Annotated in this window: 25 protein-coding genes; 19 read left to right on the top strand and 6 right to left on the bottom strand. The window is 62.5% G+C overall.

What is annotated here, in order from left to right:
* The 6 genes from DEM27_RS27270 (at window position 1) to derI (ending at window position 5,559) form a co-directional block, all read left to right on the top strand.
* The gene (locus DEM27_RS27270; protein WP_109461412.1) at window positions 1-1,059 is read left to right on the top strand and encodes a class II aldolase/adducin family protein; all 1,059 of its coding nucleotides are present in this window, start codon (window positions 1-3) and stop codon (window positions 1,057-1,059) included.
* Entirely contained in the window at window positions 1,056-2,342 is a 1,287-nt protein-coding gene (locus tag DEM27_RS27265) for an FGGY-family carbohydrate kinase (protein ID WP_109461411.1), read from the top strand. Before DEM27_RS27270 ends, DEM27_RS27265 begins: the two co-directional genes overlap by 4 nt.
* The gene (locus DEM27_RS27260; RefSeq protein ID WP_420028860.1) at window positions 2,339-3,184 is read left to right on the top strand and encodes a TIGR01459 family HAD-type hydrolase; all 846 of its coding nucleotides are present in this window, start codon (window positions 2,339-2,341) and stop codon (window positions 3,182-3,184) included. Before DEM27_RS27265 ends, DEM27_RS27260 begins: the two co-directional genes overlap by 4 nt.
* 14 nt (window positions 3,185-3,198) lie before the next feature.
* Complete coding sequence (locus DEM27_RS27255; RefSeq protein WP_109461409.1) at window positions 3,199-4,122, top strand: sugar phosphate isomerase/epimerase family protein; 924 nt, start codon at window positions 3,199-3,201, stop codon at window positions 4,120-4,122.
* Between the two features lie 185 nt (window positions 4,123-4,307).
* Window positions 4,308-5,078, top strand: a complete 771-nt coding sequence (locus DEM27_RS27250; protein ID WP_109461408.1) for a triose-phosphate isomerase — start codon at window positions 4,308-4,310, stop codon at window positions 5,076-5,078.
* Window positions 5,079-5,118: 40 nt separating this feature from the next.
* The gene (gene derI, locus DEM27_RS27245; RefSeq protein ID WP_109461407.1) at window positions 5,119-5,559 is read left to right on the top strand and encodes a D-erythrulose-4-phosphate isomerase; all 441 of its coding nucleotides are present in this window, start codon (window positions 5,119-5,121) and stop codon (window positions 5,557-5,559) included.
* Window positions 5,560-5,617: 58 nt separating this feature from the next.
* On the opposite strand, the gene fba is transcribed toward derI, so the two are convergent.
* On the bottom strand, window positions 5,618-6,682 hold the full coding sequence (fba, locus tag DEM27_RS27240; RefSeq protein ID WP_109461406.1) for a class II fructose-bisphosphate aldolase: 1,065 nt from the start codon (window positions 6,680-6,682) through the stop codon (window positions 5,618-5,620).
* 212 nt (window positions 6,683-6,894) lie between these two features.
* Here fba and DEM27_RS27235 point away from each other — a divergent pair, with 212 nt between their 5' ends.
* On the top strand, window positions 6,895-7,659 hold the full coding sequence (locus DEM27_RS27235) for a DeoR/GlpR family DNA-binding transcription regulator (RefSeq protein ID WP_109461405.1): 765 nt from the start codon (window positions 6,895-6,897) through the stop codon (window positions 7,657-7,659).
* A 22-nt stretch (window positions 7,660-7,681) separates the two neighbouring features.
* Here DEM27_RS27235 and DEM27_RS27230 read toward each other — a convergent pair whose 3' ends face one another.
* The gene (locus DEM27_RS27230) at window positions 7,682-8,713 is read right to left on the bottom strand and encodes a LacI family DNA-binding transcriptional regulator (protein ID WP_109461404.1); all 1,032 of its coding nucleotides are present in this window, start codon (window positions 8,711-8,713) and stop codon (window positions 7,682-7,684) included.
* 153 nt (window positions 8,714-8,866) lie between these two features.
* Between DEM27_RS27230 and DEM27_RS27225 the strand changes: the two genes are divergently transcribed.
* The 10 genes from DEM27_RS27225 to phnN all read left to right on the top strand — a co-directional run bounded on the left by DEM27_RS27225 (window position 8,867) and on the right by phnN (window position 18,570).
* On the top strand, window positions 8,867-9,946 hold the full coding sequence (locus DEM27_RS27225) for a fatty acid desaturase family protein (RefSeq protein ID WP_109461403.1): 1,080 nt from the start codon (window positions 8,867-8,869) through the stop codon (window positions 9,944-9,946).
* Between the two features lie 24 nt (window positions 9,947-9,970).
* Window positions 9,971-10,285 (top strand): MocE family 2Fe-2S type ferredoxin, encoded by a 315-nt coding sequence (locus tag DEM27_RS27220; RefSeq protein ID WP_109461402.1) that lies wholly within the window; start codon window positions 9,971-9,973, stop codon window positions 10,283-10,285.
* 11 nt (window positions 10,286-10,296) lie between these two features.
* Entirely contained in the window at window positions 10,297-11,523 is a 1,227-nt protein-coding gene (locus tag DEM27_RS27215; protein WP_109461401.1) for an NAD(P)/FAD-dependent oxidoreductase, read from the top strand.
* Window positions 11,524-11,691: 168 nt separating this feature from the next.
* A complete protein-coding gene (gene phnC / locus DEM27_RS27210; RefSeq protein WP_109461400.1) occupies window positions 11,692-12,546 on the top strand; it encodes a phosphonate ABC transporter ATP-binding protein in 855 nt (284 codons plus the stop codon).
* A gap of 84 nt (window positions 12,547-12,630) precedes the next feature.
* The gene (gene phnD, locus DEM27_RS27205; protein WP_109461399.1) at window positions 12,631-13,536 is read left to right on the top strand and encodes a phosphonate ABC transporter substrate-binding protein; all 906 of its coding nucleotides are present in this window, start codon (window positions 12,631-12,633) and stop codon (window positions 13,534-13,536) included.
* Between the two features lie 218 nt (window positions 13,537-13,754).
* A complete protein-coding gene (gene phnE / locus DEM27_RS27195; RefSeq protein ID WP_109461397.1) occupies window positions 13,755-14,675 on the top strand; it encodes a phosphonate ABC transporter, permease protein PhnE in 921 nt (306 codons plus the stop codon).
* Window positions 14,675-16,024 carry a phosphonate ABC transporter, permease protein PhnE gene (gene phnE, locus DEM27_RS27190; RefSeq protein ID WP_109461396.1) on the top strand — a complete coding sequence of 450 codons (1,350 nt, stop codon included), beginning with the start codon at window positions 14,675-14,677 and terminating at the stop codon, window positions 16,022-16,024. Before phnE (DEM27_RS27195) ends, phnE (DEM27_RS27190) begins: the two co-directional genes overlap by 1 nt.
* A 118-nt stretch (window positions 16,025-16,142) precedes the next feature.
* Complete coding sequence (locus DEM27_RS27185; RefSeq protein WP_109461395.1) at window positions 16,143-16,832, top strand: DUF1045 domain-containing protein; 690 nt, start codon at window positions 16,143-16,145, stop codon at window positions 16,830-16,832.
* Window positions 16,833-16,846: 14 nt separating this feature from the next.
* Window positions 16,847-17,986, top strand: a complete 1,140-nt coding sequence (locus tag DEM27_RS27180; RefSeq protein ID WP_109461394.1) for an alpha-D-ribose 1-methylphosphonate 5-triphosphate diphosphatase — start codon at window positions 16,847-16,849, stop codon at window positions 17,984-17,986.
* Window positions 17,983-18,570, top strand: coding sequence for a phosphonate metabolism protein/1,5-bisphosphokinase (PRPP-forming) PhnN (gene phnN / locus DEM27_RS27175; RefSeq protein ID WP_245446153.1), 588 nt, complete (start codon window positions 17,983-17,985; stop codon window positions 18,568-18,570). Before DEM27_RS27180 ends, phnN begins: the two co-directional genes overlap by 4 nt.
* A gap of 31 nt (window positions 18,571-18,601) precedes the next feature.
* Here phnN and polA read toward each other — a convergent pair whose 3' ends face one another.
* Complete coding sequence (gene polA, locus DEM27_RS27170; protein WP_109461508.1) at window positions 18,602-21,604, bottom strand: DNA polymerase I; 3,003 nt, start codon at window positions 21,602-21,604, stop codon at window positions 18,602-18,604.
* Between the two features lie 226 nt (window positions 21,605-21,830).
* Here polA and DEM27_RS27165 point away from each other — a divergent pair, with 226 nt between their 5' ends.
* Complete coding sequence (locus DEM27_RS27165; protein ID WP_109461392.1) at window positions 21,831-22,472, top strand: TetR/AcrR family transcriptional regulator; 642 nt, start codon at window positions 21,831-21,833, stop codon at window positions 22,470-22,472.
* Between the two features lie 66 nt (window positions 22,473-22,538).
* Here DEM27_RS27165 and DEM27_RS27160 read toward each other — a convergent pair whose 3' ends face one another.
* Window positions 22,539-23,579, bottom strand: a complete 1,041-nt coding sequence (locus tag DEM27_RS27160) for a porin (protein WP_109461391.1) — start codon at window positions 23,577-23,579, stop codon at window positions 22,539-22,541.
* A gap of 907 nt (window positions 23,580-24,486) precedes the next feature.
* Here DEM27_RS27160 and DEM27_RS27155 point away from each other — a divergent pair.
* Window positions 24,487-24,918, top strand: a complete 432-nt coding sequence (locus DEM27_RS27155; RefSeq protein WP_109461390.1) for a MarR family winged helix-turn-helix transcriptional regulator — start codon at window positions 24,487-24,489, stop codon at window positions 24,916-24,918.
* Window positions 24,919-24,921: 3 nt separating this feature from the next.
* On the opposite strand, the gene DEM27_RS35115 is transcribed toward DEM27_RS27155, so the two are convergent.
* Together DEM27_RS35115 and DEM27_RS35110 are read right to left on the bottom strand one after the other, a co-directional pair.
* Window positions 24,922-26,271 (bottom strand): putative bifunctional diguanylate cyclase/phosphodiesterase, encoded by a 1,350-nt coding sequence (locus tag DEM27_RS35115; protein ID WP_337250484.1) that lies wholly within the window; start codon window positions 26,269-26,271, stop codon window positions 24,922-24,924.
* A complete protein-coding gene (locus tag DEM27_RS35110) occupies window positions 26,250-26,900 on the bottom strand; it encodes an MHYT domain-containing protein (protein WP_337250485.1) in 651 nt (216 codons plus the stop codon). Before DEM27_RS35110 ends, DEM27_RS35115 begins: the two co-directional genes overlap by 22 nt.
* Window positions 26,901-26,959: the final 59 nt, after the last annotated feature.

Here is a 26,959-nt window from a genome sequence, read left to right as displayed (position 1 = left end):
ATGGCGGTGAAAAGCACGGAATTCGAGGCGCTCCTGGATCTGTCCGCAACCGTCGGCGCCGATCCGCAGCTGGTGCAGGGCGCCGGCGGCAATACCTCGATCAAGGAAGGCGATACGCTTTGGATCAAGGCATCCGGCCTGTGGCTGATGCAGGCGCGCCAGCGTGACGTCATGGTGCCGGTGGCGCTGGAACCGCTACTGGAGGCGCTGGAGCGCGACGACCCGGCGACGGAAAAGGCCCAGGCCTTCGTCATCGCCGAGCGCAACCCTTCCGGCCTGCGACCGTCGATCGAAACGACGGTGCATGCCCTGATGCCGCAGAAAGTGGTTATCCACGTCCATTGCGTCGAGACCATCGCCACTGCCGTGCAGGCCAACGGCGAGGCGATTGCCGCCGAAAAACTCGCCGGCATCCCGCATGCCTTCGTGCCGTATGCCCGCCCCGGCCTGCCGCTGGCGAAAGCGATTGCCGCACGCCTGCGCGAGGATACGCGGGTGCTGGTGCTCGGCAATCACGGCCTCGTCGTCGCCGGCGAGACGGTGGCGGAAGCAAAGGCCTTGCTGGAGCTTGCCTCCACTCGGCTGGCCTGGCCGGTGCGGCAGGCACCCGCGCCCGATCTCGATGCGCTGGCGCGGCTGGCACTCGACAGCAGCTACACCCTGCCGGAGGACCCCCGCCTGCACGACGCCGCGACCGATCTGGAAAGCTGCCGCATCGCCGCTGGCGGCAGCCTCTATCCCGACCATGTGATCTTTCTCGGCAAAGGCTCCGAGATCGCCGGCCCGAACGAAACCGCCGCTTCGATCGAGGCCCGCCACGCCGAAGAAGAGACCACCGCCTCACCGACATTGCTTTTCCCCGGCAAGGGCGTGCTGGTGCGCAAGGATATCACCGCCGGCGCGCTCGCCATGGCACGTTGCCTGTCCGACGTGACGCTGCGCATTCCCGAAGCGGCGCGGCTGCGCTATCTCACCCATGCGGAAAACGCCGAACTTCTCGGCTGGGACGCGGAAAAATATCGCCAGGCGCTGAACCGCGCCGGACAGGTGCTGCAATGAGACGTGAAGACGCGCCGCTGGTCATCGGCATCGACATCGGTACTTCAGGCGCAAGAGCGGTGGCGATGGCCCCGGATTTTTCCATCGTTGCCTCCGGCGCTGCGAAGATCGCCGATTTTTCGGCCGACCGTCGCGATCCGGTTGCCTGGTGGAAGGCCGTGCAGGCCGCCCTCGGCATCGTGCTCGATGCCATCGACCGCAACCGGGTACGGGCTCTGGCGATCGACGGCACCTCCGGCACCATGCTGCCGGTGAGCGAAACCGGCGAGCCTCTTTCCATGCCGATGATGTACAACGATCCTGTTGCCGACCACATCATCCTCGACCGGATCGCCAGGCATGCCCCCAAGGAAAGTGCTGCCCACGGCGCCACCTCGGGCCTGGCGAAACTGCTGACGTTCCAGCGGCAGCCTGATGTATACCGCGTCATCCATCAGGCCGACTGGCTGATGGGCCATTTCACCGGCCTCTATGACGTTTCTGACGAAAATAACGCGTTGAAGACCGGCTACGACCCGATCTCCCGCAGTTGGCCGGACTGGATCGGCGAAACCGAGGCGGATAGCCGCCTGTTGCCGGACGTGCTGCCGGCCGGATCCCCGGTCGCCAGCATTTCTGACGATGCGGCAGCGGCCTTCGGGCTGCCGGCGGACACCGTGATCGTTGCCGGCACCACGGATGGCTGCGCCTCCTTTCTCGCCACCGGCGCCGACCGGCCGGGTGACGGGGTCAGCGCGCTCGGCACGACGCTGACGGTGAAGATGCTGTCCGACAAGCCGCTGTTTGCACCGGAATACGGCCTCTACAGCCATCGCATCGGCGACACGTGGCTGGCGGGCGGGGCCTCCAACACCGGAGGCGTGGTTCTGGCGGCACATTTTTCCGACGAGCGTATCATTGCCCTGTCGAAGGAGATCGATCCGACCCGCGAAACCGGGCTCGATTATTATCCGCTGGTCAAGCCCGGCGAACGCTTCCCCATCAACGATCCGGCGCTGGCCCCGCGCATGGACCCGCGCCCGGACAACGATGCCATGTTCCTGCAGGGCATATTCGAAGGCATCGCGGCAATCGAAAAGCTGGCCTATGAGCGGCTGGAAGCGCTCGGGAGTCCAAAACTCGCCTCCATCCGCACGGTGGGCGGCGGCGCGAAAAACCCCACCTGGACGGCAATCCGCGGCCGCAAGCTGTTCGTGCCCTTCCTGCCGCTCGCCTCGGAAGAGGCCGCAGCCGGCACGGCGCGTCTCGCCCTGCAGGGCGCCATGGCGGCAGGTGTGCTGTGAGCATGCCGGAGACCATCGCCGGCATGTCGGCGATCGCCGATCGTTTCGATGCCTTTCTCGTCGACCAGTTCGGCGTGCTGCGCGACGGGCGCGGCCCTTATCCCGGCGCCGCCGCCGCGCTTTCGGCGCTGAAACAAGCCGGCAAGACCGTCATCATCCTGTCCAACTCCGGCAAGCGTTCGGCGGAAAACAGCAAACGGCTGGCAAAGCTCGGTTTCGACGCTGCCAGCTGGGACTGGTTTCTCACCTCCGGCGAAGTCGCCTGGCGGATGCTCGCCAGGGAGAGCGAGGCACAGGCGGATCGTCCGACAGCCTGCCTGCTGATCAGCCGCGACGGCGACACCTCGCCCATCGACGGCCTGCCACTGCGGCGGGTCGACAGCGGCGCGGACGCCGACGTCATCCTGCTGGCTGCGAGCGAGGGCGATGTCTATCCGCTCGACCATTACCGAATGCTCCTGGAGCCTGCCGCAAGACGCGGCATTCCCTGCCTCTGCACCAATCCCGACAAGGTGATGCTCACCCGCGAGGGCACCGCCTTCGGCGCCGGGCGCATTGCCGAGCTTTATCAGGAGATCGGCGGCGATGTGCGCTGGATCGGAAAACCCTTTCCGGACATCTATGCCACGGCGCGGGAATTTATAACCGGCATCGATGCCAGCAGAATCTGTTGCGTCGGCGACAGTATTGAGCATGATATCGGCGGAGCCAGGGAGGCGGGTCTTTCTTCAGTCCTCGTGACGACGGGCATTTTGGCGCAGGCCTCTGCGGAAGAGCGGCAGGCGCTGTTTGCAGAGCACGGCGCCGTGCCCGATTTCCTGCTCCCGGCATTCATCTGGTAACAAGGGTTTCGTTCATGGCCTTCACGCTGTCGCTCAACACCAATCCGCTCGTCAATCGCTTCGCCGAACCCGACGACCTGATCGACACGGTCGCCGAGAAGATGCGGATCGGCTACCTGCAGCTGACCCATGAATTCATCAATCCCGGCTGGCCGGCGGCGACGATCACCAAGCATGTCCGGCTCTTGAACAAAGCGATGGCGCGCACCGGCGTCAAGGTGACTTCGGGCATGACCGGGCCTTACGGCCGCCTCAATCATTTCGGCCATCCGGATGCCGACGTGCGCCGTTATTATGTCGATTGGTTCAAGACGCTTGCCGACGCCTCCGCCGATCTCGGCGCCTCCGGCATCGGCACGCAATTCGCCATCTTCGCCCACAAGGACTACGAGGATCCCGTCCGCCGCGAGGAGCTTATCAAGATCGCCATCGACTGCTGGCGCGAGGTGGCCGAACACGGAAAGGCCGCCGGCCTCACCTATCTCTTCTGGGAACCGATGTCGGTCGGCCGCGAATTCGGCCATACGATTGCCGAATGCCGGGCGCTGGACACCCGCCTGGCGCAGTCGGACCTGCCGATCCCGCTGAAGATGATGGTCGATATCGACCACGGCGACGTCAGCTCCAGCAATCCGGCCGATATCGATCCCTACGCCTGGGCGGAAGCCTTCCCGAAGGAATCGCCGATCATCCACGTCAAGCAATCCTCGATGAACAAGGGCGGCCACTGGCCGTTCATCGCCGCCCACAACAAGGATGGCCGCATCACGCCGGAAAAACTGCTCGACGCCGTCAGGCGCGGCGGCGGCACCGACAACGAGATCTGCCTGGAACTGTCGTTCCGCGAACGCGAGCCGACCGACCGCCTGGTCGTCGACATGATCCGTGAATCCGTCGAATTCTGGGAGCCCTACATCGACACCGGCTTCAACCGGTGACGTCACAGAAATAATAACAATGTAACATTTATATATTGAAATATAACATATCTATGTTATGTTCGCTCAACGATGGCCGATAGACCAGGCACGACCGCGTAAAAACCGCGTGGTGACGCGACGGGGTCTTGATGGCGCGACCTAAGGCGTGATTGCGCCATGGCAGAAAAAGCCCGGGAGACGAGATGAGCAAGGCGGCATATTGGGTCGGCACCAGCTGGAAAATGAACAAGACGCTGGCGGAGGCCATGGCCTTTGCCGATGCGTTGGCGGCAGCCGATAACGGTCGCGACGAACGCGTGCAGCGGTTTGTCATTCCACCGTTCACGGCGGTGCGGCAGGTGAAGGAACGGCTGGCGCAGACCAGCCTGAAGGTCGGCGCCCAGAACATGCATTGGGATGACGCCGGCGCCTGGACCGGCGAGATTTCGCCGCTGATGCTGAAGGACTGCAATCTCGATCTCGTCGAACTCGGCCATTCGGAGCGCCGCGAATTCTTCAACGAGACCGACAAGGCGGTCGGCCTGAAGACCGCCGCTGCCGTGCGACACGGGCTCGTGCCGTTGATCTGCATCGGCGAGACGCTGGCCGAGCGCGAAGCCGGCCAGGCGGATGCGGTGTTGAAGCGACAGGTCGAAGGCGCGCTGGCATTTCTGGAAGGCGCCGAGAAGCAAAAAAACGTCCTGCTGGCTTATGAGCCCGTCTGGGCCATCGGCGTCAACGGCATCCCGGCGACGGCCGATTATGCCGACGAGCGCCACGCGATGATCGCCGACGTGGCCAAGGCCGTGCTCGGCGTCGCCGTCCCCGTGCTCTACGGCGGCAGCGTCAACCCGGAAAACTGCGCCGAGCTGATCACCCAACCGCATATCGACGGCCTGTTCATCGGCCGCTCGGCCTGGCAGCCGGCCGGCTATCTCGACATTCTCGACCGTGTTTCAAAGGCGCTCGGCTGACCGGCGCACCCACAATCACCAGTATGGAAAGGGCACTTTCATGAAAATCGCAATCGGAGCCGACAGCGCGGGCAAGCCGCTGCTCGATGTCATCGCCGCCCACCTTGCCACCAAGCCGGAGCTTGCGGTCAACGATCTGAGCCAAAGCGGCTTTTATGCCGACCTGTCGCAGAACCTGGCCCAGCGCATCGTCGATGGCGAATATGAGCGCGGCATCCTCATCTGCGGCACCGGTATCGGTGTCAGCATCTCGGCCAACAAGGTTCCGGGCATTCGCGCCGCGCTGACCCACGACACCTATTCGGCAGAACGCGCCGCCAAGTCCAACAATGCGCAGATCATCACCATGGGCGCCCGCGTCATCGGCCCGGAACTCGCCAAGGCGATCGTCGATACCTGGCTGGCATCCGAATTCGATCCGAACGGCTCCTCGGCCGGCAACGTGCAGGCAATCGACCGCCTCGACGCAGGCAAGAAGTAAGCATTGACTGACATTGAAAACGAAAACGCCCGGCAATTCGCCGGGCGTTTTGTTCGGATCAGGCGATCTTCGGCGCCAGGCTGCCTGAGCGATAACGCTTCGCCATTTCGGACAACGGCAACGGCTTCAGGCTATCGGCGTGGCCGGCCGTGCCGAAGGCTTCGAAACGCTCGATACAGAGCTTCTTCATCGCCGCCATGGCCGGCGCCAGATATTTGCGCGGGTCGAATTCCGACGGGTTTTCGGTGAGGATCTTGCGGATCGCGCCGGTCATCGCCATGCGGTTGTCGGTGTCGATATTGATCTTGCGCACGCCGTGGCGGATGCCGCGCTGGATTTCTTCCACCGGCACGCCCCAGGTCGGCTTCATCTGGCCGCCGTACTTGTTGATGATGTCCTGCAATTCCTCGGGAACCGAAGAAGAGCCGTGCATGACCAGATGCGTGTCCGGCAGGCGGCGATGAATTTCTTCGATCACGTTCATGGCCAGCACGTCGCCATCGGGACGGCGGCTGAACTTGTAGGCGCCGTGGCTGGTGCCCATGGCAACCGCCAGCGCGTCCACCTGGGTATCGCGGACGAACTGGGCCGCCTGGTCCGGATCGGTCAGCAGCTGGTCGTGGCTGAGCGTGCCTTCGATGCCGTGACCATCCTCCTGCTCGCCGCCGCCGCTTTCCAGCGAGCCGAGCACGCCGATTTCACCCTCGACGGAAACGCCGCCCCAATGGGCCATGTCGACGACGCGGCGGGTGATGCCGGCATTGTAGTCGTAATCGGCCGCCGACTTGCCGTCCTCCTTCAGCGAACCGTCCATCATCACGGAGGTAAAGCCGTGCTGGATCGCCGTCATGCAGGTCGCTTCGTTGTTGCCGTGGTCGAGGTGCATGCAGACGGGGATATCCGGGTGGATTTCGACCAGCGCATCGATCAGCTTGGCAAGCACCACATCGTTGGCATAGGCCCGTGCGCCGCGGCTGGCCTGCAGGATCACCGGCGACCGTGTCGCTGCCGCAGCCTCCATGATGGCGAGGCCCTGCTCCATGTTGTTGATGTTGAAGGCGGGCACGCCGTAACTGTGTTCGGCAGCATGGTCGAGCAGTTGTCTGAGAGTGATGCGGGCCAATCAAGCCTCCCTGTTTTGATGGGTGAATGCACTGTCAAAGGTGACATAACGGCTTCTGAACATTCCGCAAGTTACTCAATCGGTTTAAAAAATCCCAAGCGATAATTTTTTTCCGTATCATTTTCCGGCGATGAAATGTTACATTCCGATGTCATGAGTTGTGATTTTGCGGCTTATGCGGCAGAACATGTTACAAAGGAAAAGGTCCGCGCATGAAATCCAGCCAGCGAAAGGATGTCATCATGGATCTCCTGATGCAGACCGGCACGGTGACCGTGGACGCGCTGGCCGCCCGTTTCGACGTGTCGCGGATGACCGTCCATCGCGATCTCGACGAACTGGAAACCAGCGGTTTCCTGCGCAAGATCCGTGGCGGGGCAACGGCGCAATCCAGCTCGCAGTTCGAAAGCGACTTCCGTTTTCGCGAAAAGCTGGCTGCGGAGGAAAAGCAGCGCATCGCCGTCGCCGCCGCCGCCATGGTCGAACCCGGCCAGACGATCATCGTCGACGACAGTTCTTCCGCCGGCGCCATGGCACCACACCTCGTCGACCTCGCGCCGCTGACGGTCATTTCCAACAATCTCGCCGTCATCGAACTTCTGGCCGCCAGTGCCGGCATCAAGCTCATCGCGCTCGGCGGGCAATATAGCCGCAAGTTCAACGGCTTTTTCGGGCTGGTCACCGAGGAGGCCCTGCGGGCCCTGCGGGCCGATATCGCTTTCCTCTCTTCCTCCGCCATTCACGGCGCCGCCGTCTTCCACCAGGAGCAGGAGGTGGTTCACACCAAACGGCTGATGCTGGCGGCGGCCGAGCGCGCCTATCTGCTCGTCGACCACGGAAAATTCGGGCGCCGGGCGCTGCACTTCTTCACCAAGCTCGACGCTTTCGACGCGGTGTTGACCGGCGACGAAATCGACCCCGGGCAGCAGGCGGCCATACAGGAGGCCGGCATCCGGCTGAACGTCGTCGGGCGATAGAAGGGCTGTCTCCAGCGAACGCCTAAATATTCTCCGAAATATAGAGATCGAACGGCAGGAAGGACTGGGCGGGCAGGCCGCTCTTGCCCCGTTCTATCGCATCCGTCATCAGCAACAGCAGTTCATCCGCAATGCCCCTCACCGGCGTCGAGATGACCGCCGTCACCACCTCATCCGCCAGGGCCTCGCGCGAATCCTGCGTCAGCTCGTTGACGACGACGGCAAGCTTGCCACTGTAACCTTCTTCGCGGATGGCGGAGATCGCCCCTTCCATGCCGCCGCCGCAGACGTAGAAGCCGGCGAGATCGGGGTGCTTGTGCAGCAGGTTGATGGTCGCCTCATGGGTGATCTCCGGCGTCTCCAGGTTGATCAGCGTTTCCAGAAACTCGAAGTCGGGTGCGTGTTCGCGAAAATAGGAGCGGAAGCCGATCTCGCGCAGTTCATGCCCGTGGAAACGGTGGTTGCCGACGAAGCAGGCGACCTTGCCCGCCCGCCTTGCTCCGCGGGCGATCATCCAGGCGGCAGTGCGGCCGACCTTGCGATTGTTCAGCCCCACGTACCCTTCGCGAACGCCGGCGGCAAAATCCGACAGCAGGGAAAAGACCGGAATGCCTTTCTCCTTCAGTTCCTGCACGGCGGCAGTAACGGCCGGGTAGTCCGGGGCGACGACGGCAATGGCGTGGTTGGTGGCCGCCATCGCCTTCAAGCGGTCGACAATGATTGGCGGCGTCAGCGCCGGCACGAACTCGATCTGCGGCGTGATCCGCGCCGCCGCCAGCCGGGTGGCGCTGTCCTCGATGGCGTGCGACAGCGACTGGTAGAAGGATTGCGCCTGCCGCTGCAGCAGGAATCCCAGCCGGTAATGCGGGCGATCCTCGAAGGCGCGTTGCCGGATGAGGCTGGTGGCGTGATAACCGATCTGCTGCGCCGCCGCATAGACACGTCGCGCCGTTTCCTCGCGCACCGCATGCCGGGCATTCAGCACCCGGTCGACGGTGGCGATGCTGACGCCCGAAACGCGGGCGAGGTCGGCGATCGTCGGGCGCTTGCTCATGATGAAATGACGTTTTCTCTCACAGTTTCACCGATCGCGATGATAGGAAATGATAGATTCTATCATCACTGCATTGAGCGTTGGCAAAAGTCAATTTATTCTCCTCTTCATGCTGCTGCGGACCGGAGACCGCGACACGCCGGAGGAGACACGATGACCGTAAGAGTGACGAAACGGGATTACAGCCTGCTCGGCCGCGATTCCCAGACTGCCGTCGAAAGCGGCCTGGCGACGGCGGAATGGTATCACACCGATATTCCGCGCAAGCAGATGAAGGAACTGATGCAGCGTTCCGATGGGCCGGCGATCCGCGACACCATCATCTGGTTTGCGGCGCTGATCGTCACCGGCGGCCTCGGCGCCTATCTCTGGGGAAGCTGGTGGTGCGTGCCGTTCTTCCTCGCCTATGGCGTGCTCTATGGTTCGGCATCCGATTCCCGCTGGCACGAATGCGGCCACGGCACGGCCTTCAAGACGCGCTGGATGAACGACGTCGTCTACCAGGTCGCCTGTTTCATGATCATGCGCAACCCGGTCACCTGGCGCTGGAGCCATGCCCGGCACCACACCGATACCATCATCGTCGGCCGCGATCCCGAAATCGCCGTGATGCGGCCGCCGGATCTGGCCCGCCTGGTGCTGAATTTCTTCGGCATCCTCGACAGCTGGTTCGCCATGAGCGACATGCTGCGCAATGCCTTCGGCCATATCAGCGCGGCGGAAAGATCCTTCATCCCCGAGATGGAACAGCCGAAGATGGTGCGGATCGCCCGTATCTGGCTCGCCATCTATGTTGCCACCGTCGCCGCCTGTTTCTGGATGGGCAGCATCCTGCCGCTGATGCTGGTCGGCCTGCCGCGGCTCTATGGTGCCTGGCACCATGTCATGGTCGGCCTGCTGCAGCACGGCGGACTGGCGGAAGATGTCGTCGACCATCGGCTGAACACCCGCACGGTCTACATGAACCCGATCAGCCGCTTCATCTACCTCAACATGAACTATCATGTAGAGCATCACATGTTTCCAATGGTGCCCTACCATGCGCTGCCGAAACTGCACGAGATGATCAAGCATGACCTGCCTAAACCGAACCCGTCGATCTGGCACGCCTACAAGGAAATGATACCGGCCTTCCTGCGCCAGCTTCGTTACCAGGATTATTATGTCCGCCGCGAACTGCCGCCGACGGCCAAGCCATACCGCGACGATTTTCACAGCCAGGCCGCAGAGTAGCCGACGCTTCATTCAGGGGAAGAGATCATGAGCAATTGGGTGGAAGTCTGTGCCGCAGACGACATCGACGAGGAAGACGTCATCCGTTTCGACCATGACGGCCGGACGTTTGCCGTCTACCGCAGCCCGGAGGACCAGTATTTCGCCACGGACGGGCTCTGTACGCACGAGAAGATCCATCTCGCCGACGGGCTGGTGATGGACGACATCATCGAATGTCCCAAGCACAACGGCCGGTTCAGCTACAAGACCGGCGAGGCCAAGGGCGCGCCCGTCTGCGTCAACCTCAAGACCTACCCGGTCAAAGTCGACGGCGGCAGCGTCTTCATCTCCATCTGAGGCAAAAGCTCATGTCCGATATCGTCATCATCGGCGGCGGCGAATGCGGTGCCCGCGCCGCCTTTGCTTTGCGCGAACGCGGCTTTGACGGCAGCGTCACGCTGGTCTGCGCCGAGAGCCACCTGCCCTACGAACGTCCGCCGCTCTCCAAGGCGACGCTGATCGATGCGCTGGAGCCGAAGCTGGTGGCGGATGCCGGACGCTATCTTTCCGATGGCATCACGGTGCTGACCGGCTGCAGCGTGCTGGCGATCGACCGGGCCGAAAAATCCGTGATGCTTTCCGGCGGCCAGCCGCTGCGTTACGACAGGCTGCTGCTTGCCGTCGGTGCCCGGTCACGCCTGTTGCCGGACATGGCGGAAGCCGCCGGCCGCATCCATACGCTGCGCAGCCATGACGACGCACTGGCGATCCGCGCCGCCCTGCATGCCGGTGGTTCGCTGGTCATCGTCGGCGGCGGCTTCATCGGCCTCGAGCTTGCCGCGACGGCGCGGATGATGGGTGTCGACACCATACTCATCGAAGGCCTCTCGCGCATTCTCAGCCGCGGCGTTCCTGAAGAGATCGCCGAGGCGGTGGCAGCCCGCCATCGCGCCGAAGGTGTCGAAATCCTCTGCGGGCAGGCTATCTCCGCGATCGAAGACGGAGCAGAAAAAGCGACCGTCCGGCTGGCGGGCGGCCGGACCATCGCCGCGGACCTCGTCGTTGTCGGCATCGGCGCCGTTCCGAACACGGCGTTGGCGGAAGCCGCCGGCCTTGCGGTGGAGAACGGCATTGCCGTCGACAGATATCTGCGCACATCCGATCCCGACATTTTTGCCGCCGGCGACTGCTGCTCGTTCCCGCTCGACCTTTATGGCGGCCGGCGCGTGCGGCTGGAGGCCTGGCGCAACGCCCAGGAACAGGGCACCCTCGCCGCGGCAAACCTGATGGGGGCGGCAGAACCCGTTTCCAACGTCCCGTGGTTCTGGTCGGACCATTACGACATGACCTTGCAGATCACCGGGCTGGCCGACGGTGCGACGACCACCGTCCGGCGTCCGCTCGGCGATGGGGCCTTCATCCTGTTCCATCTCGATGGCGAGGGCAGGCTCCTGGCCGCCAGCGGCATCGGCAAGGGCAATGCCGTGGCGCGCGACATCAGGCTGGCGGAAATGTTAATTTCGGCTGCTGCGCGGCCCGATCCGCACGCGCTGGCTTCGCCCGCAACGAAGCTCAAATCGCTGCTCGCCGCATGAAAGGACGGCCGCCTGCTCCTGCCGCCGGCCGTCAATTTCACTCCTGAAGGTTCATGACGGCGTGGTGAAGGATTTGTGACGGCAGTTACACAAAACTGACATCCCACCTTCACGAAGCCTCGCTAATCGTCGCTCCAGTTCAGCCTGCACAGGGAAACAGCGAGCACGATGTTCCAGCTCAAGAATGTCACACGTCGTTTTGGCAATCGTCTGGCCGTGGATAGCGTCAATATCGACATCCCGCAGAGCCAGATGGTCGGTATCATAGGCCGCTCCGGAGCCGGCAAGTCGACGCTGCTGCGCATGATCAACCGACTTGCCGATCCGTCGTCCGGCTCGATCCATTTCGGCGACGTCGAAGTGTCGGCGCTGCGCGGCCAGGCCCTGCGCGACTGGCAGCGCAATTGCGCCATGATCTTCCAGCAATTCAATCTCGTGCCGCGTCTCGACGTTCTCACCAACGTCATGCTCGGCCGACTGAACCATCGCCCGACGGCGCTGAGCCTGCTCAATATCTTTTCCCGCGACGAGCGCCTGATGGCGATTGCCGCACTCGAACGCCTCGGCATCGAGCAGACCGCCATGCAGCCGGCCGGTACGCTCTCTGGCGGCCAGCAGCAGCGTGTCGCCATTGCCCGCGCCCTGATGCAGAACCCGAAGATGGTCCTCGCCGACGAGCCGATCGCCTCGCTCGATCCGCTGAACGCCAAGATCGTCATGGATGCGCTGCGCGACATCAACGAGCGGGAAGGCATCACCGTCATCACCAACCTGCACACGCTCGACACGGCGCGCCAGTATTGCGAGCGCATCATCGGCATGGCCGCCGGCAAGGTCGTTTTCGACGGTACGCCGGCCCAGCTGACGGCCGCAGCCGTGCACGAGATCTACGGCTCGGACAAAGACGGCGCCGGCATCGACGAAAGCATGACGTCCACCAGCATCAATGTCGCGAACCTGCCCACCGGCGAGCTCGCTCCGCAATCTGCCAGCCTCAAGCCTTTGACGCTGGCCGGGATCTGACCCGGAAACGATCGATTGCCCGCGTCAAGGGCACCCATTTCATCACGACGCTTCCGGATGATCCGGAAAACAGGAGATAGATCCATGTTGAAGAAATCCCTTCTTGCCGCCGTTGCGTTCGTCGCGCTGGCCGGCTCGGCCATGGCCCAGGATGCCAAGGTACTGCGCATCGGCCTCGACGGCTCGGAAAACGAAGCCGACCAGATCCGCAACACGCAATGTGTCGCCGACGGCCTGAAGGCTGCCACCGGCGCTGCCGAAGTGCAGATCTTCCCGTCGCCGGACTATAACGGCGTCATCCAGGGCCTGCTCGGCGGCACGATCGACATCGCTTCCATGGGCGCTTCCTCCTACGCCGCCATCGCGCTGCAGGACCCGAACGCCGTCGACCCGATCCTGACCTACACCGGTTCGGACGGCTCCAGCGGCTACTACTCGATCATGGTTGCCCGCAAGGATAGCGGCATCAAGACGCTTGCCGACCTGAAGGGCAAGAAGCTCGGTTTCGCCGATCCGGACTCCACCTCCGGCTACCTCGTCCCGAACGTTTCGCTGCCGAAGGAAATCGGCGCACCGGTCAAGGAATACTTCTCTGAAACCGGCTTCGGCGGTGGCCACGAGAACCTCGTTCTCGCCGTTCTCGACGGCAAGTTCGATGCCGGCACGACGTTCGGCTCGGGCGTCGGCAACTGGGAAGAAGGCTACAGCGCCGGCAACCTCCACCAGATGGTCGCCAAGGGCAACCTCGACATGGACGATATCGTCGAAGTCTGGCGCTCGCCGCTGATCCCGAACGGCCCGCTGATGGTTTCCAACAAGCTCGACGGCGACATGAAGGGCAAGGTCGAAGCCTTCTTCAAGGAACTGCCGAAGAAGGACCTCGCTTGCTTCCAGGCCTACACCCAGGGCAAGAACACCGATTACATCGAAGTCGACCCGTCCTTCTACCAGACGATCGTCGACGCCCGTAAGTCCGTTATCGGCGGCTGAGCCACGTCCCGACATCTTCAGCGGCGGCATCCCTTACGGTGCCGCCGTTCTGCTAGAGCAATTCCAGCAAAAGTGCTGAGCGGTTTTGCGTCCGGAATTGCGTAAAAACAAAAAGTTAGAGCGCTCTCGCGATTCGGAGAAAGGCGAAAATGCTCTAAGGAGAAAACGGAATGGCCGGTCTTAATGCGGCAAACCTCGGCTCTTCGGCCGCGACGGTGATGCATCACTATCAGCAGCAGCTGAAAGTTCGTCGCATCTATACGATCATTGCCATCGCAGTGTTCCTGATTGCGCTGTTTGCATCGCTGAACTTCGCCAACAACGCCAATTCGGGCAAGTTTTTCGAACGGCTTCCCTATCTCTTCGACTTCATCAAGAACTTCGTTCCCGATAGCCCGATGGAGATCGTCCGGGCGATGTTCGACCTGCCGTCGCCTTATGCCGACGGGTCGCTGAAATACGATTATACCTCCGACCGGCATTATATTACCGACAGCGTCTATATTCCCAATTTCTTTTACCAGCTCGTCATCACCCTCAATATCGCGCTTGTCTCGACGATCATCGGCACGACGATCGCTTTCGTGCTGTGCTTCTTCGCCTCGACCAACCTTGTCGGTGCCGGCGCTGTCCGCTGGTTCACCCGCCGGATCATGGAGGTCATGCGCGCCTTTCCGGAAATCGTCATTGCCGGCCTCCTGACCGCCATCCTGTCGATCGGCCCGATCGCCGCCATCATCGCTATCACGGTCCATACCATCGGCGCGCTTGGAAAGCTGTTCTTCGAGGTGGTGGAAAATGCCGACATGCGGCCCGACGAGGGCCTGCGGGCCGCCGGCGCCAGCTGGGTCGAGCGGGTGCGTTTCGCCATCGTTCCCCAGGTCCTGCCGAATTTCGTTTCTTATGCATTGCTGCGCGCCGAGATCAACGTGCGTGCCTCGACGATCATCGGCGCCGTCGGCGGCGGCGGTATCGGCGAGGTCTTCCGCCTCTCCATCGGCCGCGATCATGCGGCAAAGACCTACGCCATCGTCATCCTGCTGCTCATCGCCATCATCGCCGTCGACCAATTCTCCGCCTGGCTGCGGCGCCGGCTGATCGGCCAGCAATCCTTCGAATTCGGACGGGGAGCCGCCTGATGTCGTCGACCTTTTCCCTCAACGGCGCCGAACGCGAACGCCTGCTGGCCGCCCATCCGCAGATCTTCCAGCGCAGTTTCATGCAGCGTTGGGGCCTGCTTGTCGGCCTGCTCGTGACGCTCGCCTATCTCGTCGTCTGCTTCTTCGCTTTCAACGTCGGCCCGGCCTTCATGAGCGGCCGCTGGGATCGTGCCTCGATCTACGTCCAGGACTGGTATTCCTGGCGCGCCCAGCCGCGCCTGCGCTTCCAGGACGGCGCCGTGGTGCCGCAGTGGACGAGCCGCGGACAATATCCGGCCGACGCCAAGATCGACTGGCTGCAGCCGACGCCGGATGGCGGCTATTCCGTCATCTATAACGGCACGGAGAACCGGCTCGACGTGACGCCGCAGCAGGTCGACGTCTATGTCGACGGCACGCCCTATACGGTGACGATCAACGGCGACGACGTCCGCCTGCCCTCAGGCGCGCCCGCCAACATGGTTCAGGACGGCAGCAAGGTCCTGGTGCATTACGGCTTTGCCGGCCAGGCGGAAATCCGCAGCAGCCAGGTCTATGTGCAGCGCCGCTTCCTCGGCTGGGCGAATTTCTTCTTCGATACCAGGTCGGTGTTCTGGGGAAAGAGTTTTGGCGATCTCGCCTGGCTCGCCACCGTCGGCGACCGCATCGATCCCGCCCGCTCCAATATCGGCCATATGGTCGACGATTTCCTCGGCAATACCGTCTGGCAGCATGCCGATATCCTCTCCAAGCTGCTGCAGACGCTGGTCATGGCTTTTGTCGGCACGCTCTTGGGCACGTTGACGGCCTTGCCGCTCGCCTTCATCGCCGCCCGCAACATCACCTCCAGCCGGCTCGCCAACTGGGCGATGAAGCGGACCTTCGATTTCCTCCGCTCGATCGACATGCTGATCTGGGCCCTGTTTTTCACCCGCAGCTTCGGCCCCGGCCCCATTCCCGGCATTGCCGCCATCTTCTTCACCGATACGGGAGCCCTCGGAAAGGTGTATGCCGAGGCGCTGGAGAATGTCGACGACAAGCAGCGCGAAGGCGTAAAATCCGTCGGCGCCAGCCCCGGCCTGGTCAACCGTTTCGGCGTCATGCCGCAGGTCCTGCCGGTCTTCGTGTCGCAATCCCTGTATTTCTGGGAATCGAACACCCGGTCGGCCACCATCATCGGTGCCGTTGGCGCCGGCGGTATCGGCCTCAAGCTTCTGGAAGCCATGGGCACCAATGCCGATTGGGACAAGGTCGCCTACATGGTCGTGCTCATCCTCTTCGTCGTCTTCGCCTTCGATGCCATGTCGAACGCGCTGCGTTCGCGCCTGATCGGGGCAAGGGCGCATTAAAAAAGCTGCGGACCATCATCATTCTGTCACGGAAATCTTTTAGCGCAGGCATCACTTGCCGCCTCACGGCAAACGCAGCATTTTGCCTGCCGAACGACACCAATCCGGGATGAGAATTTTGCGGTACGCCCTCTATTTCGCCCCTCCGAAGGATGATGCCTTGACGGTTGCCGCCACCCACTGGCTGGGCCGGGATGCCTTCTCCAACGCGGTTTTTCCGGCCGAAGCCGCCGGCGAATTTTCGGCCGGTGACATCGAGGCCATGATCGAAGACCCACGGCGCTACGGTTTCCATGCCACCCTCAAGGCGCCGTTCGAACTGGCGGCCAGCGTGCGCGAAAACGAGCTTCTGGACGCCATGGAGGACTTTGCAAAGGCCACCCGGCCTTTCGACATCCCCAAGCTGGTGCTCGGCCAGCTCGGCCCGTTCTTCGCGCTTGTCCCCGAGGAAGAACAGCCGCAACTGCAGGCTTTCGCCGCGGCAACGGTCAAGGCGTTCGAGCCGTTCCGCGCCGCATTGAGCCCGGCGGACATCGCCCGCCGCAAGCCGGAGGGCCTGAGCGAGACGCAGCGTGAACATCTCCTGCGCTGGGGTTATCCCTATGTGATGGACGAGTTCCGTTTTCATATGACTCTGACCGGTCCGGTCGCGGCCGATCGCCAGCCGGCGGTGCGTGCCCTGCTCGAGGACCGCTTCGCCGCCTTCACCGACCGGCCGCTTCCGATTTCCGGACTGGCGCTGTTCGTCGAGGAAAGCCGCGGCGCCCCCTTTACCGTTCATACCTGGCTGCCGCTCGGAGCGGCCTGAAGGAGAAAATACCCATGTCCGCCGAACAGGTTTTCACCAATGCCCGCCTCGTGCTGGAAAACGAAATCGTTTCCGGTACGCTCGTGATCCGCGACGGCAAGATCGCCGACATCGCCGCTGGCAACAGCCGCACCGGTGAAGATTTCGAAGGCGATTACATCATCCCGGGGCTGGTCGAGCTGCACACCGATCATCTCGAAGCCCACTATTCGCCGCGGCCCGGCGTACGCTGGAACAAGACGGCGGCGATCCAGGCGCATGACGCCCAGGTGGTGACGTCAGGCATCACCACCGTCTTCGACTGCCTGCGCATGGGGTCCGACGAAGACGGCGGTTTCGCCCATGGCGAGATGCGCGAGATGGCGGATGCCATCCAGGCCGCCGCCCGCGAAAACCGCCTGCGCGCCGAACACAAGATCCACCTGCGCTGCGAAGTGTCCTCCGCCGACGTGCTCGACCATTTCATGGATTTCGCCGAGGACCCACAGGTCGGCCTCGTTTCGCTGATGGATCACGCGCCTGGCCAACGCCAGTTCCAGACGATGGAACAATACGTACTCTACTACCAGAAGAAGCGTGGTCTCAGCGACGAGGCTTTCGCCGCTTTCGTCGCCAACCGGCAGGAAGCCTCGGCCAGATATGCCGCACCGCATCGCGACGCCATCGCCAGGATCTGTGCTGCCCGCGGTATCACCGTCGCCAGCCATGATGATGCCACGCTCGGCCATGTCGACGAGGCAAAGACCTATGGCGTACGCCTGGCGGAGTTCCCGACGAGCTTCGAAGCCGCCAAGGCGTCGCACGGTGCCGGCATGAGCGTGCTGATGGGCGCACCGAACATCGTGCGTGGCAAGTCGCATTCCGGCAACATCGCCGCCAGGGAACTGGCCGAGATGGGCGTTCTCGACGTCCTGTCCTCCGATTACGTGCCGCTCAGCCTGCTGCATGCGCCCTTCGTCCTCGCCGACGAGGTGGACGGCATCAGCCTGCCGCAGGCGCTCGCCATGGTGACGGCAACGCCGGCGCGCACCGTCAGCCTCGATGACCGCGGCCGCCTCGAAACCGGCCTGCGCGCCGATCTCGTGCGTGTGCATCACGAGGCCGGCGTCCCGGTTGCGCGCGCCATCTGGCGCCAGGGCCGGCGGGTTGCATGACCGGAAGCGGAAACGGGACGGGTTCACCGACGCGCGGCCGCATGGCCGTTGTCGTCGGCCCGAGCGGCGCCGGCAAGGATTCGCTGATGGGCTTTGCGGCCCGGGCACTGGCCGGCCGCGACGACGTCACCTTCGTCCGGCGCGTCATCACCCGCAAGGACGAGGTCGGCGGCGAAGATCATGACAGCGTTTCCCCCGACGATTTTTCCGCCATGGCGGAAGCCGGGCGTTTTGCCGTTTCGTGGCAGGCGCACGGGCTGTCCTATGGTATTCCCGCCGAAACACTCGGCGCGGTGGCACGCGGGCATCTGGTGATCGCCAACGGTTCGCGCTCGGCCCTGCCGCACTTCAAGGCCGCCTTCCCGGCAATGACCGTCATCAACATCACCGCTCCCCTGCCGATCCTGGCGGAGCGCCTGGAAGCGCGCGGGCGGGAAACGCGCGACGAAATCCTTCGCCGCCTGGAGCGCAGCGTGCTGTCGATCGACGGGGACTACGACATCGTCACCATCGACAATGGCGGCACGCTCGATGCTGCCGGCAGCACGCTGATGACGGTGCTGAACGGCTGGCTCGGCCGCTGAGTTTTCGCAAATGGAATGAGGGGAAAGGCGCTCAGTGCGCCTCGTCCCAGTTCGTCGCGGCGCGCGCATCCACCTTCAGCGGCACCTTCATGTCGATCGCCGGCATGGCCGCGCCTTCCATGATCTGGGTAACGATGGGCATGGTCTTGTCGACTTCGCCCTCCTCGACTTCGAAGATCAGTTCGTCATGAACCTGCAGCAGCATGCGCGCCGAAAGCCCGGCCGCCTGCAGCGCCGGCTCCATGCGGATCATCGCCCGGCGGATGATATCGGCCGCCGACCCCTGGATCGGGGCGTTGATGGCGGCCCGCTCGTTGAAGGCGCGGACGGACGGATTGGACGAGCGGATCTCGGGATAATGCACCCGCCGCCCGAAGATGGTCTCGACATACCCGTTTTCACGCGCCGTCGCCTTGGTGGCATCCATATAGTCGCGGATGCCGGGGAAACGCTCGAAATATTTCTTGATGTAATCGCTCGCCTCGGAGCGTTCGATGCCAAGCTGGTTGGCGAGACCGAAGGCGGAAATGCCGTAGATGATACCGAAATTGATCGCCTTGGCGCGGCGCCGGACCTCCGACGGCATGCCTGCCACCGGAACGCCGAACATTTCCGACGCCGTCATCGCATGGATGTCGATGCCGTCGGAGAAGGCCTGCTTCAATTGCGGAATATCCGCCACATGGGCCAGCACCCGCAATTCGATCTGGCTGTAATCCGCCGACAGCAGGCGGTTGCCCGGCGTCGATATGAACGCCGTGCGGATCTTGCGCCCTTCCGCCGTGCGCACCGGAATGTTCTGCAGATTCGGCTCGGACGAGGACAGGCGTCCGGTCGTCGTTGAAGCCAATGAATAGGAGGTGTGGACGCGCCTGGTTTCCGGATGGATGTAGCCGGGCAAGGCATCGGTGTAGGTCGATTTCAGCTTGGTGAGCTGGCGCCAGTCGACGATCTTGCGCGGCAGTTCATGGCCGGTGGCAGCAAGGTCTTCCAGCACCTGCGCCGAGGTCGACCACTGGCCGGTCTTGGTCTTGGCGCCGCCGGGCAGGCCCATCTTGCCGAACAGGATGTCGCCGAGCTGCTTGGGCGAGCCGATGGTGAATTTTTCGCCCGCCAGCTGGTAGATTTCGTCTTCGAGGGCTGCCGCGCCCTGGGCCAGTTCACCCGAAAGCCGCGACAGGATCTGCCGGTCGACGGTGATGCCGCGCGATTCCATGCGTGCCAGCACCGGCACCAAGGGCCGCTCCAGCCGCTCGTAGACGGTGGTCAGCTTCTGCGCCGTCAGGCGTGGCTTGAGCACCATCCAGAGCCGCAGCGTCACGTCGGCATCTTCGGCGGCATAGGCCGTTGCCCGGTCGATATCGACCATGTCGAAGGTGACGCCGGTGCGGCCGCTGCCGGCGACGTCCTTGAAGGCGATCGGCTTGTGCCCGAGCCAACGCTCCGACAGGCTGTCCATGCCGTGCGCATTGTTGCCGGCATCCAGCACGTAGGACATCAGCATCGTGTCGTCGAATCCGCGCACGACGATGCCGTAGCGCTGCATCAGCAGGTAATCATATTTGAGATTTTGCGCCACCTTGAGGATCGACGGGTCTTCCAGCAGATCCTTCAGCCGCAGCAGCGCCTCTGCCAGCGGGATCTGGTTTTCCACCGTCCCACCGCCGAGCAGGTCGCCGGTCCCGGCCTTGTGGGCCAGGGGAATGTAGGCTGCACGGATCTTCGTGCCGCGCGGATCGTCGGTATTATCGGCGATCGCCAGCGAAAATCCGACGATATCCGCCTGCATGGCATCGATCGATGTCGTTTCGGTGTCGAAGGCGACCAGGCCGGTTTCCCGGGCAGCGGCGATCCAGATGTCGAGCGTCGCCACGTCGCGGATGGCGACATAGGACGACAGATCGATCTTTTCGGCGGCAAAAAGCTCGGCGCGCGCCTTGGCGAGGTCGGCGGGCGTGGTGCCCTCGTGCGGGCCTTGCGCCGGCAAGGCATCGGGCGCAGCCTCCACCGCACCGCTGATGGCGCCATCGACGACCGTGATACCCTCCGGCGGGCCGTCGCTATCGCCGGGATCGAGATCCGGACCGCGAGCGCTTTCTCCCCATTCGACCTTGACCTCGGCGGGCGCGATGGCACCGGCGTCACAGCCGCAAGCATCGGCGACGCGGCGCGTCAAGGTTCCGAATTCCATCGCCTTCAGGAAGCCGACGAGCTTCGGACCGTCCTGCGGCTCGAGCACCAATGCGTCGAGTGCCATGTCGAGCGGCACGTCGGTACGCAATGTCACCAGCGTGCGCGACAGGCGGGCCAGATCGGCATTGGCGATGATCGATTCGCGCCGCTTCTGCTGCTTGATCTCGCCGGCGCGGGCAAGCAACGTATCCAGATCACCGTATTCTTCCAGTAGCTGCGCCGCCGTCTTCGGGCCGATGCCCGGCACGCCGGGAATATTGTCGGTCGAATCGCCGGTCAGCGATTGCAGGTCGATCATCTTTTCCGGCGGCACGCCCCATTTCTCGATGACATCAGGGATGCCGATCTGCTTGTCCTTCATGCTGTCGTACATGTGGACATTCGGCGTCACCAGCTGCATCAGGTCCTTGTCTGAGGAAACGATGGTGACATCCGCGCCGATCGCTTCGGCCTGGCGGGCATAGGTGGCGATGATATCGTCGGCCTCGAACCCCTCCGTCTCGATGCAGGGCAGGTTGAAGGCGCGCGTCGCTTCACGAATCAGGCCGAATTGCGGGATCAGCTCTTCCGGCGGCGCCGAACGGTTCGCCTTGTAGGCATCGTAAAGCTGCTTGCGGAAGGTTTGCGACGAATAATCGAAGATCACCGCGAAATGCGACGGCGTGACGCCGACGGACGTATCGCGGGCATCGGTCAGAAGCTTCCACAACATGTTGCAGAAACCGGAGACGGCGCCGACCGGCAGGCCGTCGGACTTGCGGGTCAGCGGCGGCAGGGCATGGAAGGCACGGAAGATGAAACCCGAGCCGTCGACGAGGAAGAGATGATCACCTTTTTTCATGCCAGCATGGATAGCCTGCCGCGGCGTCAAGGTCCATTGCACTGTTCGCTCAGTGGAGATTTTCCCGGCAGAAAGCCAAAACCGCACTGCGGCTCCAGGTTGAGTGTCCGGTTATTAAAATCCCGCCGTTTTGCTTTATTCACTTGGACAGTCTTTCCGGCTGTGCTTTACACCAATTGGGGAAGTAAAAAAAATGTGAATAAAAAAGGTGGGGAAATAGTCATTCATGAGACGAACCAAGGAAGATGCTGCGGAGACGGCCAGACAGATTCTGCAGGCAGCCGAGAGTTTGTTTCTGGAAAAGGGCTACGAAAAAGTCAGTCTTGAAGAAATTGCCGTTGCCGTCGGCGTAACGCGCGGCGCTATTCACTGGCATTTCAAGAACAAGCAGGGCCTGCTGCTGGCCATCCGCGACCGCGGCAAGGAGCCATATCGAAAGCTTGCTGCGGAATTGTCCAACAATACGGCCGTTTCCGTGCTGACGAAGATCAACGACATCGTCTCCGAACTGTTCGAGCGGCTGGAAAACGATCCGCGTCAACGCGGCCTGATCCGTTGCATGATGCGGCTCGATATTTCCCTGACGGAAAGCGACGGCATATGCGGCGCCACGTTCCGGCGCGAGTTGCATCAGACCTTCATACAGATATTCTCTGCGGTGGAAGAGGAAGTCCGGCTGACCGCCCCCTGGCATGCGGAAAGTGCCGCATCGGTCTTCAGCGCCACCATTGTCGGCCTTCTCAGCGACTGGGCTCTGGAACACAGCACGGTCCGCCTTTCTCCCGATGGTCAGGCGCTGGTCAAGATGATCCTGTCCGGCCTGATAAGCGAAACCTGCTGTCAAAAAAATTCCCGCCCAGAAGACTGAGCGGGAACGATTTCAGGCCAATCGGCCGGTCCGTGAGCGGGGGTGTCGCGAACCGGCGATCGATCATTAGAACGTGCGCTGGAAGCGAACCATACCGTTCCACTGGTCTTCGTCGATCGAATCCCAGTTGGTGTAGGTGACTTCCGGCTGGATCAGCAGGCCGGGAACCGGGTTCCACTTGACGTTCGCAGCAGCTGCGAAGACTTCCGAGTCGGTGTAAGCGAGCTGCAGGTTGGCAGCGAGCGTGTCGCTGAACGAGTAGCCGAGACCACCCCAAACAGCCCAGTCACCCCAGCCGATGCCAGAAGCAGCGCCGCCGAAGTTCGAACCGGCATACTTGTTGAGCTTGTCGCCGTCGGAGTTCCAGCCACCCATGACGAAAGCGGAGAACGCGCCGAACGTGCCGTCCAAACGAGCCTTGACCGCGCCTTCTTCAACGCTCTGGTCGTAACCGCCGACAACCGTGAAGCCGAAGGTGCCGGTGGAGTAACCGATACCGCCAACAACGTCGACCATGTAGTCGTCGTCATCGGTGCTGTCGTCTTCGAGCGAGATCACAGCCTTGAAGCCGTTGCCGCCGTCGTAGTTGTAGGTGATCTGGTTGGTTTCGAACGGACCGTAGTAGACGACGTCGTCGTTGATGATGTCGCCGGCATAGTTCGTGAAGGACGAGTACTGCGAGTCAGCCAGACCGACGAGGAAGCCGGCGAGGGTGATGTTGGCAGCGATCAGCTTGGTGGTGGTGTGCTGGCCGTCGTTGTAGTCGCCGTCGAAGTCCCAACGCGCAATGATCTGGGTCTTCAGAGCGCCGTATTCGGTGTCGCTGGCCGAGTCGAGGTACAGTTCAGCGCGCGAACGGGTGTTCCAGCCGTTGTCGCTGTTCGGCGAATAAGAGTCAGCAGCCTGAACGTCGAAGCGGACGCGGCCGCCGACCTTGAGGCAGGTTTCCGTGCCCGGGATGTAGAAATAGCCAGTGCCGAACGCATCGCAAACGCGGACATATTCCATGGGCTCAGGCTCGGCAGCGACGATGGCATCGGCAGCCTGGGCGCCGGAAACTACAGCGAGGGCTGCAGCGGAGCCGAGAAGAAGGCTCTTGATGTTCATTTTTGAACTCCAATCAGGTTAGGGACGTATCGAAGCAAGTTCCAAACGACAGTGACGCCGCAAGACAAATTCGAACTCACTGAGGTTTGGATATATACAGACCAAATGTTTGTAAACGAGCGCTTCGCCGAATGTGACAGAAATTAGAGCGATTGGCCAAAATGTGTGGGATAATCGCAACAGCGCTTCCCGGTGCCGATTTCCCGCCTTCAAAACGGCTATCCCCCTGGCGGAAACGGCTGTTTCCGCCAGGTGAGCCTTTCAGCTCTGGGACCGTACGGGACACGACTGGAGGTCGTTGCTTGTCCCGGCAGGATATCCGTTATGCAGGGAAATGCCGGATATCCTCCGTTCCTCAAACGCGGTGGATCATCGTTGAGGAGCGATTTGATAAGGCTGCCGAAGTTTTTTCGACACGTCGATGCTTATATACAAACCAAACGTTTGTAAATCGCCAAGCAAGCTTTCCCGATCGCGATTCGAAAATTTTCTGCAGTCGTTCGGTTAACGGAAACTTTCCGGAAAAATGACGAATCGATGACCTGCCTGCGGGCTCGCATCCGCGGCATCCGGCTGGGCGGCAGCAAGTCTTTCACCGAAACGTTACCGATTTGTAACGCACCCTTCCATGCGCTTCCCTTGAAAAACCACATTCCGGGCCACATCTCTTGCTTACCGGCGATTGATCACGCCGAGGTCTGACAGCCGGCTCGTCCCCCGCCGCATCAGACCTGGACAAAGGCCTATCCCCCTCTCCGGGCCTTTGTCCTCAGTTCAAGACCGCCATGGCAGACCTCCAGGCCATGGCGGTTTTTCTTTGCCTGGAAAGCCCCGGGAAAGGCAGGTCGGAGATAGATCGTCAGCGATTTATCTGTTGTCTCCGCTTGGCATGGGGCTAAACTCAATCATGGTTTTCAACCGCTCGGAATCGGCCACCTATCTTGCCAGCCAACTGGCCAAGGGATTTGCCCGTTCGCTGCAGCAACGGGCGGCCGCGCTCGGCTTTTCGCCCGGTCAGTTCCCGATCCTGCTCGAACTCTGGGCCGAAGACGGGCTGACACAGACGCAGTTGCTGCAAAGGGTCGATATCGAACAGGCGACGATGGCCAATACCCTGGCGCGCATGCAGCGCGACGGGCTGATCGAACGCCGCGCCCATCCCAGCGACCGTCGTGCCCAGCTGGTTTTCCTGACCGAACGCGCCCGCGCACTCGAGGCGGAAGCCATCGCTGCCGCCCGCGACGCGGACGATGCGCTGTTCGAGGGTTTTCGGCGATTCGAGCGCGAACTGATGCTCGAATATATCCGCTGGGCCATCGACAACGCCCGAAAACTCTGAGCGTCAAAGCGGCGCGCCCTTCAGACGCGGAGCGACGCTTGCCGGCTTGGCGCTCGGTTCGATGCCGGGTTTGCCGAACAACATTCCCTGCACCAGCGTACAGCCTTCGTTGAGAACGATGCGGCGCTGCATGTCCGTTTCCACGCCTTCCGCGACGACGGGCATGCCGAGACTGTTTCCGAGCCCGATGATGGCGCGCACGATCGACTGCGCGGCGACGTCATGCTCGAGCGACAGGATGAAGCTGCGATCGATCTTCAACTTGTCGAAGGGAAAGGAGCGCAGGCTGCTGAGGGAGGAGTATCCCGTGCCGAAATCATCCATGACGATGCGAATGCCCAGGGCCTTCAGCCGCATCAAGGTCGCCACGACACCGATGCTGTCGGCGGCGAGCGCCTTTTCCGTGATTTCCAGTTCAAGACGATGGGCCGGCAGCCCCGTCCTTGCCAGCACCCGCACCACGACCTCGTGCAGGCTGGGCAATTTGAACTGCACCGGCGAGATATTGACGGCAACCGTCGAGCCCGCCCGCCAGCGCACGGCCTCCAGGCAGGCCTGCTCCAATATCCACTCGCCGAGCTGGATGATCGATCCGCTTTCCTCGGCGATCGGAATGAAGACCTCCGGCTCGATCATGCCGCAGGATGGATGATGCCAGCGGGCCAGTGCCTCGTATCCGGTCACCTCGCCCGTGCGCAATTCGATGAAAGGCTGATAGCAGACATGCAGCTGGCGTCGGTCGACGGCGCGGCGAAGGTCGCTTTCGAGCTGGCGGCGGGTCCGCACCGCCAGGTCCATGTCGGCGTCGAAGAAACAGGCGCCGCCCCGCGCGGTATGCTTCACCCGATACAGCGCCATGTCGGCGTTGTTGCACAGTTGCTCCGGACTGTCGCCGTCGCCCGGATAAATGGCAATGCCAATGCTGACGCCGACGGCGGTCGGGTCTCTGGCGGTATCCATCTCCGCCGCGAATGTCGACAGGATACGTTCCGCGAGTTGGCGGGCCGCCGCCGGCTGGATCTGATCGGGCTGGATGATGGCAAATTCGTCGCCGCCGAGACGGGCAACCGTGTCTTTCGGTCCCGTTGAATCCTGCAGCATTGCCGTGACCCGCCGCAACACCCTGTCCCCTTCGGCATGGCCGAAGATATCGTTGACCGACTTGAAACGATCGAGGTCGAGAACGAGCAGCGCCACCGCGCCGTGCGTGCACTCCGCCGTCTGCATCGCCTGGCGGATGCGGGTGTCGAAAAGCAGGCGATTCGGCAGATCCGTCAGCGCGTCATGATGCGCCAGGTGTTCGATCCGGCATTGCGTCGCCTTGCGCTCCGTCAGGTCGCGGATGACAAGCACCTGGCATGGTTTTCCATGATACTGATCTTTCTGGCAAAAACCTCGACAGGTATGCGGCAACCATTGCCGATGAGCTCGGTTTCGCAGGACCGGCCGCCATCCGCCATGGCCGAAAGTGCCGGGAGTTCCATCGCCAGCAATTTATCCACGCCTTTGCCGCGCATTTCCTCCTCTCCTCTTCCAGCCAGCTCCCTTATCCGTTCGTTGGCATCGATCACCACGCCATCACAAACGATCAGCAGTCCTTCCATCGATGCCCTGACGAAGCCCCTGAGATCGGTGAACCGGCGATCGATATAGACGGTGGCAAAAGCTCCCAGGATGAGGACGATCGACACGACCGAAACCAGCGTGGCGAGCAGATGCGGCTGCAGTACGATGCCGTTCATCGCGACACCGGGGTCGGGCAGGAAGACTGCGGCAGTCATGGCGATAAAATGCAGGCAGCAGACCGAAAACGTCAGAAAACCAGTAATGGCGAGATTCCGCCGCCATCCGGGCGCGCGCCGGAACAGGGCAAAGCCGGCGACATTCAGCAACAGTGCAGGGGCCATCGCGATGAAGAGACGGCCGTGATCGTAATGCAGGCTGGCCTGGATCTCCAGGGCGGCCATGCCGGCAAGATGCATGACGGCCACCGCCACCGAAAGTACGACGCCACCCGCCGCGAATGAAGCCATGGTGCCGC

The organism is Rhizobium album (genome assembly GCF_003122325.1).
In the GTDB taxonomy this organism is placed as follows: Bacteria; Pseudomonadota; Alphaproteobacteria; order Rhizobiales; family Rhizobiaceae; genus Metarhizobium; species Metarhizobium album.
This window is presented reverse-complemented; position numbering and strand designations above follow the sequence as displayed.